The 13,020-nt window shown below is 62.6% G+C and carries 4 protein-coding genes; 2 read left to right on the top strand and 2 right to left on the bottom strand.

Features of this window, described 5'->3' with window-relative positions; translation table 11 throughout:
- Position 1: 1 nt before the first annotated feature.
- Complete coding sequence (locus tag U1A53_RS00565) at positions 2-1,987, bottom strand: DNA gyrase/topoisomerase IV subunit A (RefSeq protein ID WP_345786475.1); 1,986 nt, start codon at positions 1,985-1,987, stop codon at positions 2-4.
- Positions 1,988-2,297: 310 nt separating this feature from the next.
- On the opposite strand from U1A53_RS00565, the gene U1A53_RS00560 reads away from it, so the two are divergent.
- Positions 2,298-11,417, top strand: a complete 9,120-nt coding sequence (locus U1A53_RS00560; RefSeq protein ID WP_322278201.1) for an Ig-like domain-containing protein — start codon at positions 2,298-2,300, stop codon at positions 11,415-11,417.
- A gap of 364 nt (positions 11,418-11,781) precedes the next feature.
- Here the strand turns inward: U1A53_RS00560 and U1A53_RS00555 are convergent, their stop codons facing one another.
- Complete coding sequence (locus U1A53_RS00555; protein WP_322278199.1) at positions 11,782-12,204, bottom strand: hypothetical protein; 423 nt, start codon at positions 12,202-12,204, stop codon at positions 11,782-11,784.
- A 160-nt stretch (positions 12,205-12,364) separates the two neighbouring features.
- On the opposite strand from U1A53_RS00555, the gene U1A53_RS00550 reads away from it, so the two are divergent.
- On the top strand, positions 12,365-12,844 hold the full coding sequence (locus U1A53_RS00550) for a hypothetical protein (RefSeq protein WP_322278197.1): 480 nt from the start codon (positions 12,365-12,367) through the stop codon (positions 12,842-12,844).
- Positions 12,845-13,020: the final 176 nt, after the last annotated feature.

The raw sequence follows: 13,020 nt of genomic DNA, 5'->3' as shown, positions 1-13,020 counted from the left end.
CTTACGAAGCCGTTTCGCCGTTCTTCGGTTCGCGCACGACACGATCAACAGCGTGTTTGGTGATGATGTTCCCCTGGGACTCGCGGCCTTTGATGGCGATGGAGTTGAAGGGGAACTTGATCGAGAGATTGCGCAGGTAGAGGGCGGGCTTGAGGTGGACGATGACGTTCTGAGCGTTGGACTCCTCCTCAGTTTCGTGGCGGATGAAATACAGGACGGCAGAGCCGGGCGTGCCCTTGGTGAGGGCGTATTCTTTGTCACGGGTGATGCCGCCGACGCGGAAGCGTTTCGCCATGAGGCTACCTTGGCGGCCGTCGCGGTAGATCATGGTATAGATGGCGGTGTCGTCTTTCTTGAAGAGGTTTACGTATTGCGGGTTCTTGCCCACGAAGAACTTCGGCGCGGCCTTGGTGACGCTCATGGAGCCCTCACGCGTGAAGAAGATCACATCGTCGAGGCTGGAGCATTTGCAGATCGAGTCCCCTTCGCGTTTCAGGCCTGTGCCGGCAAAGCCTTCCTTCGCGTTGAGGTAGAGTGTTTCGCTCTGCACGATGACTTCGGCGGCGGCGACACGGTCGAAGCTGCTGATGACGGTGCGGCGCTCGCGGCCCGTACCGTAGGATTTCTTCAACTGCTCGAAGTGCGCCACGGTGAACTTCGTGAGCTGTTTGAGGAATTTCTGCACCTGGGTGATTTCCTCCTCCAACTCACGTATCTGCGTGTCGGCTTCGAAGCTGTTGAACTTGGAGATGCGCTTGATCTTGATCTCGGTGAGGCGGGCCACGTCGTCGTTGGTGACTTCGCGTTTGAGCAGGATGAGGTGCGGTTTGAGGCCTTTCCAGATCGCTTCCATCACCGCTTCCCACGTTTCACACTCTTCAATGCGGCGGTAGATGCGGTTCTCGATGAAAATCTTCTCAAGCGAGCTGAAGTGCCATTTCTCATTTAGCTCGCCGAGCAGGATTTCGAGTTCCTGGCCGAGGATCTTCTTGGTGTTCTCAGCGCTGGCCTTGAGCAGCTCGTTGACGGAGTAGAAACGTGGTTTGTCGTCCTGAATGACGACGGCGTTCGGAGACAGCGAGATTTCGCAATCGGTGAAGGCGTAGAGCGCCTGGATGGTCTGCTCGGTGTCGGTGCCGGAGGGAAGTTGCACGACGATCTCGACTTTGTCGGAGGTATTGTCGTCTACGCGGGCGATCTTGATCTTGCCCTTCTCATTGGCGGCCACAATGCTGTCCATCAAACCGCCCGTGGTGGTGCCGAACGGAATCTCGGTGATGACGAGCATGTTTTTCTTCGCGCCTTCTTCGATCTTCGCCCGCACGCGGATACGCCCGCCGCGCATGCCGCCGTTGTAGTCGGTGGCGTCCATGATGCCGCCGCTGATAAAGTCTGGCAGCAGATTAAACTCCTCACCACGCAGCGTAGCGATGCTCGCATCGCAGAGTTCGATGAAATTATGCGGCAGAATGCGGCAGGAAAGACCCACGGCGATGCCTTCGACGCCCTGCGCAAGCAGCAGCGGAAATTTCACCGGCAGTGTGACCGGCTCCTTGTTGCGGCCGTCATACGAGGCGGCCCATTCGGTGACTTTCGGGCTGAAGACGACATCCAGCGCGAACTTGGACAGCCGTGCTTCGATGTAGCGTGGCGCGGCGGCGTTGTCACCGGTGAGGGTATTGCCCCAGTTGCCCTGCGTGTCGATCAACAGGTCTTTTTGGCCGAGCTGCACCATGGCATCGCCGATGGAGGCGTCACCGTGCGGGTGGTACTTCATCGTATTGCCGACGACGTTGGCGACCTTGTTGTAACGGCCGTCCTCCAGCTCGTCCATGCTGTGCAGGATGCGGCGATGCACCGGTTTCAAGCCGTCATTGATGTGTGGGACGGCACGTTCAAGGATGACGTAGCTGGCGTAGTCGAGAAACCAGTCGCTGTAGAGCGTGTCCACCGGCTTATGCTCTACGGGGGCGGCGGAGGGCAGGATGGGGGAGAAGGCTTCTTCGGCGGATTTTTTGGAGGACTTTTTGGCCACGGCTGGAAGGGGAAAGGGGAGGGGGCGCGAGAATAGACAGTGCGTGGGGGAGTGCAAGAGCGCGAAGCAATGCGACGCGAACTATCAACCGCTGCCAATGGTTTGAAGCACGAAAGCGTATTTACAAACTCCTGCATTGAGACGGGGTTAGGCAGGCCGCTTGGTGGCAGTAATGATAAACCGCTCATCCGTGCATTGCATTAACGTCGCTTTACAGCGTGGGACATGTCATTCCGCAGTCTTCAGTTGCCTCAGTGCACTGTTGCTGGCCTCAGCCAACTTCGTACGGGCGGAGGTGAATCATCATGCGGAGGCGGATCAGTTGATCGCGGAGGCCGCGCGGCTTGCTCCTGCGGCGCAGGCGGTGGAGATGGGCTTTGGAGCCGTTTCGCCTGCGCAATATGCCACGATGGGGAACTGGAGTGCGATCATACCGTGGTCTCCTCACATTCCGGTGTCGGCGGCCTTGCTGCCGAACGGACGGCTGCTGACGTACGCATCGAATCAACGCACCACCTTTCCTGACGGGCCGCAGTTCACCTATGCGGCGGTGTGGGATCCGGCCACCGGCTTGTTCACGGAATTCAACAACGGCCGTCACGACATGTTCTGCGGCGGACTGGCGCTGCTACAGGACGGACGGCTGCTGGTGAACGGTGGCAATGGTATTCTCGGCACCAATGCACTGGCGAGCCTGTTCGACTGGCGTACGAATGCATGGACGGCGGCGCAGAGCATGCCGGATGGCCGTTGGTACAACACCAGCGTCGCACTGCCCAATGGTGAAGTATTTACCGCCAGTGGCAACGGCGGCGGCAGCGGCACCGGCACCACTGATCAATGGAACGCGAGTTCGGGGTGGCGGCGGATGAGCGGCGTCAACTGGCAGAGCGTGGTAAACGCGCCGATTCCGAATGCGAACGAGCCGAACTGGCATCCCTTCCTGCTGGTGGCTCCCGATGGTCGCCTCGCTCACTTCGGGCCGCACCACGCGCTGAACTGGATCAGTACCAGCGGCACCGGATCGCTCACCCCCGCCGGAGCCACACTGCCAGGCACGCATTATCCCAAGCAGGGCGCATGGGCGATGTATGATATCGGCAAAGTGCTCGTGGCAGGAGGCTTGCAGGCCATCGACAACGGTACGGTGGTGAACAAGGCCTTCACGGTCAATTTGAACGGCACCACACCGGTTGTGGCACCCACGGCTGCGATGGCGAACGCGCGTTCATTCTCGAACTCAGTCATACTGCCCAATGGCGAGGTCATGGTGGTCGGCGGTACGTTTGTCGGCGCGTTCGGCAGTGATGCGGGTACGATCTACACGCCGGAAATCTGGAATCCCACGACCGGGCAATGGCGTGCAGTGGCAGATGCGGCGGTGCCGCGCAATTACCATTCGCTCGCGATGCTGCTGCCGGATGGCCGCGTGTGGTCGGGCGGCGGTGGTCTGTATGGAGAAACCCCTGCTGATCATCGGGACGCGCAGATTTTCACGCCGCCGCAGTTGTTCAATGCGGATGGCAGTGCCGCAGCGCGTCCGCAGATCACCGCTGCGCCTGATCGTATCGGTCCGGGCACAGTTTTCACAGTGAACGCCTCGCCGGGCGTGCAGTACTTCAGTTTCATCCGCATGTCTTCGCTCACGCACTCGGTGAGCACCGATCTGCGGCATTTGCGCTTCACACATAGCGTCACCTCGCCAGGTGTGTATGCGTTGAACGCTCCTGCGAGCATCAATGTGCTCACGCCGGGCTATTGGATGATGTTTGGCGTGGATGCGAACGGCGTGTGGTCGGTGTCGCGCATTGTTCAGGTCACGAACGCCACGTTGCCGGTGGTGACGAACCCAGGACAGCAGGTCATCCAGCAAAACAGTGCGGCGTCGCTTCAAATCAACGCCAGCGCCAGCGGCGGCACGCTGAGTTATTCCGCCACCGGGTTGCCCGGCGGTCTCGCGATCAATGCCGCGAGCGGTTTGATCTCCGGCAACGTCACCGCCGTGCCTGGAACGTATCGCAGCACAGTGCTTGTTTCCGCCGCAGGCCAGGTGACCTCGGTATCCTTCGACTGGATCGTGGTTCTGGCGAATCTCGGCAGCGGCCAGATCATGCGCGAGTGGTGGACGCAGATCAGCGGCACCACCGTTGCCAGCCTCACGGGAAACAACGCCTATCCTGCGGATTCAGAGGGCCGTGATTTGCTGGGTTCGTTTGCAACGCCGCAGAACTGGGATGATGAAACAGGCCAGCGCGTGCGCGGTTTTTTGCATGCGCCGGTCACCGGGCAGTATCGGCTTTTTATCAGCAGCGATGATCAGTCGAGTTTGTTGCTGAGCACCGATGCCAATCCGCTCAATGCGGTTCAAATCGCCAGCCAGCAGGATTACACACCGCCGCAGACCTGGACGTGGTATCCGCAGCAAACATCCGCGTTGATCACACTCCAAGCCGGTGGCCGCTATTACATCGAGGCGATCGTGAAGGATGGTAATGGCGATGATCATCTCGACGTCGGCTGGCAGAAGCCGGGCGATACCGCGACCACAGTCATCGCTGGAACTTATTTGTCGCCGTATTTGCCGGTGCAGAATCCTGCCATCTTCTGGAGCTTCGAGGAGGCGGCCTGGAACGGAACGGCAGGCGAGGTGAAAGCGTCGGATCAAGGCATTTATCGCTATGGTGGTGCCGCCAGCAACGGTGCCAGCCCCACGGCGACGAGTCCGGCGCTGGCCGGCAATCCGGGCACGGGCCGCAACGCCGTGTTCAACGGCACTTCGCAAAGCGTGGTGGTGCCTTACAACGCGGCATTGAACCCAAGTGACGTCACCATCGCCACCTGGGTGCGCATGGATGGAGCCGTTGGTGCAGAGCGTTGCATTCTCGCCTCGCGCGAGACCGTCGGCGCCACCATCCGTGGCTATGGCCTGTGGATCAGCAGCGCTGGAAACTGGCAATGGCGCACCGGAGCCGCCACGGCTGCTCTTAACGGTCCTGCGGTGGCTGCGGGGCAATGGACGCACATTGCCGCCACGTTTCGTACGACCAATGCCACCACGCGCACCGGCATCCGCAGGCTGTTTGTGAATGGCATCCTGGCTGCCGAGGACAGCGGTGTTTATCTGATCAATGCGTCCAAGCCGCTGGTCTTCGGTGCGGCGGACAGTCCTGGCACGGCGTTCTTCGCAGGCGCGATCGATGAGGTCACGCTGCATCACGCACCGCTGTCGCAGGCCGACATCATCGTCCTGCGCGATCTGCGGCATGCCACAAGCCAGGGGCCGGCCAACCAGTCGCCGCAGATGACGAATCCAGGCAGTCGGAGCACGATCATCGGCGCGGTGGTGTCACTTCCGGTCATCGCCAGTGATCCTGAGAACAATCCACTGACGTTCAGCGCCACCGGATTGCCCACAGGGCTCACTATTTCGATCAATTCAGGCATCATCTCCGGTACCGTGACCACCGCGGGCACTTTCAATGCCACGGTGACCGTCAGCGACGGACTCAGTTCACCCGCGAGCGTGTCATTCGTCTGGACCGTGACGAACGGCCTCACACTCCAGTCGCTCGCGTCGGCTCCGAAACCTTCGGGTGCCGCGCAGACCTACACCGCGCAGGCAACGAACGCGGTCAACCCGCGTTTCAAATGGAGCTTTGGCGATGGCACACCGGAAACTGCGTGGTCGCCCAGCACGACCGTTTCACACACGTTTGCGAATCCGGGACGCTATCTGGTCACGCTGTCCGCCACCGATGACACGGGCATCACTGTCACCCAATCGTTCTATCAGGCGGTGCATGCCGCGTTGACGACACGCAAGCCCAACACCTCGTCCAGCATCGCGTTTCAAGATCTCGCCACCGGCAATGATCGCATCTGGTGCGTCAATCCTGACAACAACAGCGTCTCCGCCTTTGATGTCGTCACGAATGCTCGTCACACCGAACTCACGGTCGGCACTTCACCGCGCGCGCTGGCGTTTGCACCGGACGGCAGACTGTGGGTGACGAATCTGGAGAACGCCACGATCAGCATCATCAACACCACTTCTCCCAATGTCGCCGTGACGGTTTCTCTGCCGCGAGGATCACGTCCCTATGGCCTTGTTTTCGATCCGGCGGGCACGGCGGCATGGGTGGCGCTGGAAGGCACCGGGCGGGTGCTCAAACTGAATCCAAGCACAGGGGCGCAACTCGCGACCATTGATGCCGGCGGTCAGGTGCGGCATCTTTCCATCTCGGCCGATGGCGCGCGTGTTTATGCCTCACGTTTCATCACACCGCGTGTCACAGGTGAAAATACAGCGACACCCGTTTTGACCGGGGCAGGGGGGCAGGTGGTGGTCATCGGCACGGCGGCGCTTGCCGTGCAGCGTACGATCCTGCTGAATCCCAGCACGGCGATCGACAGCGAGACTTCCGCACGTGGTCTGCCGAATTATCTCGGCGCTGCCGTCATCTCGCCGGACGGTTTGTCCGCCTGGGTACCGTCCAAGCAGGACAACATCCAGCGCGGCATGCTGCGTGACGCGAAACCGCTCAATCACGAGGACACACTGCGAGCCATCGTCTCACGCCTTGATCTCACCGCGCAGGCCGAGCATCTCCCGTCACGCGTGGACATCGACAACGCGGGCATGCCTTCCGCCGCCGCCTACGATCCGTGGGGCATCTACGTCTTCACTGCGCTCGAAGCCAGTCGCGAGGTTGTGATTCTCGATGCCTGGACGCGGCAGGAAATCCTGCGCTTCCCCACCGGTCGTGCGCCGCAGGGGGTGACGCTTTCCCCGGATGGGAACACGCTTTACGTGCAGAACTTCATGGACCGCACGATCACCGTGCATGATGTGCGCAGCATTCTTCAAGGCGGTTCCGCCGCGCCGGTCACGCTCGCCACGCTGAACGCCATCACCACGGAAAAGCTCACCGCGCAGGTCTTGCAGGGCAAAAAACTGTTCTATGACGCCAAGGACACGCGTCTCGCGCAACAGGAATACCTGAGCTGCGCCACCTGCCACAACGACGGCGGTCACGATGGCCGCGTGTGGGACATCACCGGCTTCGGTGAAGGTTTGCGCAACACCATCACGCTCAAAGGCCATGCGAATCACGGCATGCTGCACTGGACCGGCAATTTCGACGAGGTGCATGACTTCGAAGGTCAGATCCGTGCGCTCGCAGGCGGTTCCGGTCTCATGACGGATGCCCAGTTCAACACCGGCACGCGCAACCAGCCGCTCGGCGATCCCAAAGCCGGTGTGAGCGCCGATCTCGATGCGCTCGCCGCGTATGTGAAGTCCCTGACCACGAATGGCAGCAGTCCCGGCCGCGCCAGTGACGGCAGCTTGACCGCGGACGCCGTGACGGGGCAGCAGATCTTCCGTGCGCAAAACTGCGCGTCCTGCCACAGCGGCGCAAACTTCACCAACAGCGCGCTGAATGTCTTCGCCAACGTCGGTACACTCAAATCTGCCAGCGGCACACGTCTTGGAGCACCTCTCACCGGCCTCGACGTGCCGACGCTGCGCGGCGTCTGGGCCACGGCCCCGTATTTGCATGATGGCTCCGCCGCTACGCTGGCAGAGGCCGTGCGTGCTCATCAGGGGGTGTTGCTGACCGATGCACAGATCTCTCAAGTCGTGTCCTTCCTCTCTCAGATTGACGACGCACCGGTGAGTGCTCCCGCGCCGTTGAACATCGTGATTGCCACGGCCAGCAGCACCGTCACCACCACCTTCCCGGTCACGGGGGCTCTGAGTGAGGCCGCCACCGGCTTCACCGTGTCAGATATCAGCGTCACCGGCGGCAGCATCAGCGGTTTCATCCTCTCCGGCACCACGTTCAGCTTCAATGTGACTCCCACCGCCTCGGTCCTGCGCATTGAGATCCTGGCGAATGTGATGACGGACTCCACCGGACTCGGCAACATGGCCTCCAACGTTCTCAACCTCATCAATGGCAGCAGCGATGTCACGAAACCGGTGCTCACTCTCGCCACCGCCAGCAGCAGCGTGAGTTCCGCCTTCACGGTGAGCGTCAACGCCAGCGAAACGGTCACGGGACTGACCGTCGGCGACTTCACTGTGACCAATGGCACGGCATCCAACGTCAGCGGCAGCGGTGCCGCCTACACCGTGATGATCACGCCGGCCGTCGCAGGCAGTGTCAGCGTTCTTCTGCCCGCTGGAACCGTGGCCGATGCGGCGAGCAACACGAACACGGCCTCCAACACGCTGGCCGTCACCTTCACTCCGGCACCGACGCCGCAGATCGTCAAAATTCAGGCCGAGGACTTCGATGAAGGCGGGGAAGGTGTCGCCTATCACGACACCGAGCCCGCGAACATCGGCCAGGAATCCTCCGGTCTCGTCTATCGCAATAGCGGAGTCGATATCGAGCCCTCGGAGGACACCGATGGCACGCCTTCCATCGGCTGGATCGTCGCCGGTGAATGGCTGCGCTACACCACCACCCTCGCTTCAGGCACCTATGATCTCAATGTCCGCATGGCCACCGTGTTCGCCGGTCCGTCCAAGATGCGTGTTTTGATCAATGGCACCCTTGTCACCACCATCGACGTCACCTCCACCGGCGGCTGGAGCGCCTGGAGTACCTTCAAGGTCTCCGGCATCAATGTGCCGTCTTCTGGCCCGGCCACCGTGCGTGTCGAGTTTCCGGACGGCTCCGTGAACTTCAACTGGATGGAGTTCGTCAACACCATCAGCACGCCGGACACCACCAGGCCGTCCGTGGCACTCAGCACATCCGCCACCAGCGTGAGCACACCGTTCACCGTGAACGCCGCTTTCAGCGAAACGGTGACCGGTGTCGCCTTAAATGATTTCACCGTCACCAACGGCACGGCCTCGGCCCTCACTGGCAGCGGCTCCGCCTACAGTGTCACCATCACACCTGCGGTAAACGGAGCTGTCACCGTTTCAATGCCCGCCGGGGCTGCGACCGACGTAGCGGGCAATACCAGCCTCGTCTCAAACTCTTTGAGCGTGAATTACACCGCGCCGGTGATTCCCGCGCCTGCGGTGGTGCTCAGCACGGTTTCCACCAGCGTCACCACGCCGTTCACGGTAAACACCACCTTTAGTCAGACCGTCACCGGCGTCGCATTGGCGGACTTCACGGTCACCAACGGCACCGCCTCGGCCCTCGGCGGCAGCGGCTCCGCCTACACCGTCGTCATCACACCCGTGTCCGCTGGCACCGTCACCGTGCGCCTGCCCGCAGGGGCCGCCGTGAACGGTACCGGGCAGGTCAGCACCATCTCGAACTTGCTCTCGGTCAACTACGCGCCCGCCGACACCTCATTGCCCACGGTGATGCTGACCACATCGACAACGAGCGTCACCACCGCCTTTGTCGTCACCGCCAGCTTCAGCGAAAGTGTCTCCGGCCTTCTGGCTTCCGAGTTCACCGTCACCAACGGCACCGTCACCGCCCTGTCCTCCGCAGGCGCGGTCTGGTCCGCCACCCTCACGCCCACCGTGGCGGGCAATGTCACCGTCAAGCTTCCCGTCAACATGGCGCAGGACGCCGCAGGCAACGGCAACACCGCCTCCAACACCCTGACCGTGAACTATGCGCCGCCTGTCACGACGAGCGGCCTCACCGCCGACTACTACACCGGCAAAAACTTCGGGCAGCTCGTGCTCAGCCGCGTGGATCCGAACATCGACTTCACCTGGAGCGCTACTCCGGCCGCCGGCGTGCCTGCGGACGGCTTCAGCGTGCGCTGGCAGGGCAGCATCGTCCCGACCAGCAGCGGCGTGTTCGATTTCGTCACCCGCAGCGACGACGGCGTGCGCCTCTGGCTCAATGGCGCCCTCGTCATCGACAACTGGACCGACCACGGCGAGACGTGGGACTACGCCACGCTCACCCTCACTGCCGGCGTGCCCGTGACGGTGAAGATGGAGTTTTATGAAAACACCGGCGGTGCGATGGCACGCCTGTTCTGGGACGGCCCCGGCGCGAACTTCGTCGCCATTCCGCAGACCGCGTTGCGTCCGCTTTCCGGCGGTGGCGGTTCGGGTTCGGTCGCGCCGCTTGCCAGCACCACCGCTTCCTCGACCAGCGATGCCGATGGCGTCGAGGATGCCCTCGAGCGCGCGCTCGGCACCTCCACCATCAGCGGCGTCAACTATCCAGGCGAAGGCTTGCAGCTCGTCACACGCAATCAAAACGCCATCGACGCCACCTTGCTGCGGCCCTCGGGTCAAAACGGAGTCACCTTCGTGCTCGAAAGCACGGATGACCTCGTCCGCTGGTCCTCGCTCGCGGTGGCGCCCGCCATCGTCAATCTAGGCAACGGCTGGGAGCGTCTCACCTGGTTCAATCTTCAGGTGCTGCCGGGGCAGAGCCTCGTGCGTGGCATCCTCCGCCTGCGCGTCACCCAAAACGGCGGTGCCACCGCCGTCACCGCGCCGCTGGCGTGGCAGCAGGTGCCCTTGCGTGCGGGCACGCAGAGCCTTGGGATCAATGTGATGAAAGCGGCGCTCTACACCGGCTCCGTCGCCAGTTCGGACAGCAGCAGTCTTGTCCTCCGTGAGCAGAGCGCCGTCGCGGCGGCGCTGGATCCTGCCCGCACCTATTACGTGGAGATCATCAGCGGTCCGCACGCCGGGCACCGGCTTGATTTGCGCGGCATCACCGCCGCCGCCTGCGACGTCGCCACCGATTCTCCCAACACCACCACCACGCTGGCCGAGGTCGATTGGGCCGCCGCCCGCGTCCAGGTGCGCCCGCATCTCACGCTCGGCACGGTGTTCATCCCGGCCTTGTTCAAGGCGGCCAACGTCGCCCTCAGCGCCGATCAGGTGCTCTTCCACACCTCCGCAGGCTATGTTACCTGCTGGTTGTATGGCGGCGGCGGTGAACCGCGCTGGGTCTTGAACGGCGATGCCACGCTCACCAGCGTGAATGACACGATCATTCCGCCCGGCACCGGCCTCATGCTGCAACTCGCCAGCACCGCGCCCGCCCCCCTGCTCATCACCGGCAGCGTGCGCACCACGCCCTTCGCCCGCGTGTTGCCAGGCGGTTACAGCCTCTTCGCCAATCCCTGGCCGCTCGATACCACGCCCGCGCGGGCCGGGCTGACCTCCGGCACCTTCGTCGCCAGCACCTCCTTCGCCACCGCCGACCAGCTCCAGCTTTGGAAAGGGGATGCCACCGCCGCCGCCACCGGCTACCTCGGCTACTGGCTCTTCCAGATGCCCGGCCAGCTCGGTCCGATCTGGGTTTCCACCAGCGCCGCCACGTTCAGTTCACAAAACAACGCCACCCTCCTCAAGTCCGGCCGCGCCACCTTCATCAAAGCGCAGACCAAGGCGAACCGTCCCGTCTGGATCATTCCGGCTCCGTGAGGGGGCAGGTCAAGCAGTCAAGAGGTCAAGGAGTCAGCAGGTCAAGGCGGTCAAGCGTCGGAACACGCGGCACATCGAAGCCACCATCCGAGAGAGGAGCGCGGGCGTTGCCTGCACTTCGTTTGCCCTTCGGGCAGCCTGACGGCTGGCTATCTTCGTTTCACTTCGGTTCTTGCCCGCTTCATTCATCAAGACTGCCCGCCGCATCGTCTCAAGGAAGGGGCGTTGCCCTCCATTACTCCACCTCTCCATTCCTCCGAGTCTCCCGGTTTGACTCGCTCGCGCCTCACGCTCGTCTCGGGCTGCGCCCAATGCTCCGCATTGTCTGTCTCGCTGCTTGCCATGCAGCTCGGCTCATCCGCCCTCACCTCGTCTCCCGCTCCAGCTTCGCCAGCGTGTCCTGCAGCGGCAGCATCAGTTGCATCAAGACCGTGCGCTGCGGCTCCGGCACCTCCAGCATCAGGTCCGTCACCGCCTTCGCCCTCGCATGCAGGTCTCGTACATGCCGCCAGCGGCTCTCCCACGCCTCCGGTGGTAGCTGCATCGCCTCGTGCAGCGTCTGCAGCGCCGCTCCCACACGGGTCACGCTCGCCTCGCGTTCGCGCTGTTGCAGTCCGTCCACCGCCAGCGCCCGCAGCTTGGCAGGCACCTCGCCATGCTTCCCGTCCACCGTGTCCTGCATCACCGTCTGCATCGCCGCCGTCCCCTGCGGGCTCGACAGCCAGCGCAGAAACGCCGCATCCTCCGGCTCCGGGCCAGGGGCGGCATCCGTCAGGTCAGTAATCATGGCGGTGCCAATAGTGAGGCATTGTTTTCCCGTAGGCAAGCCTCGCGTTTATCCCCCCCCCGGCCACTTCCGGCCTGCGTTGGCAATTCCGCGCGCCCTTGCTCTCAAAACGTGCTTTCCGCCACACCCGTGTCATGCTAAAACCCCGTTTCTGCAAGCCATGAGCGACTCCTCCGACTTCCTCTCCCAGCCCGCCGCGCGGCAGTTCCTCCAGAAGTGCGCCCACATGCGCGGCGTGCTCCAGCGCGGGCGCGGATTGATCCCGGCGCATGCCGAGTTCAAACCCAACTTCGATCTGCATGAGCAGCGGCTCGATGAGATCGAGCGTCTCTTCCGCGAGGCCAAACCGGAGAACGCCGCCCGCATCCAGGCGCTCAACGAGGAGTTCCTGCTCGACATGAATGCCGACATCGCCACCGTCGTCGGTGAAACGCAGGAGCGCATGGTCCGCTTCACCGACAACCTGGCCAAAAAGTTCGAAGAAAAGAAATTCGAGCTCCCCGCCGAAGTCCGCGACGGCCTCGAAGACATCCTCCAGCCCTACCACGACGGCCTGCGCGACAAGATGCTCGGCGAACTCCCCATCGAAACCCGCCGCGAACTCGAAGAAGCCAAACGCCGGCTCGACGAAGACGAGTGAAGCGGCTGCTTGGTCAGGGAGGCAGGGCGTGGGGTCCCCACGCGCCGCCGTTTGGGTGCCAGACGACGGCTTGGGGACAAGCCGCCCTACCGGGTGGGTACGTTTTTCACGACTCTGAAACCCATCCACTATCAACGACCCGCCATCAACCCTCCCGCTCCCGCATTTTCCTCTGG

Source organism: Prosthecobacter sp., assembly GCF_034366625.1.
Classification (GTDB): Bacteria; Verrucomicrobiota; Verrucomicrobiia; order Verrucomicrobiales; family Verrucomicrobiaceae; genus Prosthecobacter.
The sequence above is the reverse complement of the archived record's forward strand: the minus strand, read 5'-3'. Positions and strand labels throughout refer to the sequence as shown.

Excerpts from the sequence above, each read along its gene's own strand:
- U1A53_RS00555 (WP_322278199.1), bottom strand. The coding sequence starts at position 12,204 with ATGATTACTGACCTGACGGATGCCGCCCCTGGCCCGGAGCCGGAGGAT.
- U1A53_RS00550 (WP_322278197.1), top strand. The coding sequence starts at position 12,365 with ATGAGCGACTCCTCCGACTTCCTCTCCCAGCCCGCCGCGCGGCAGTTC.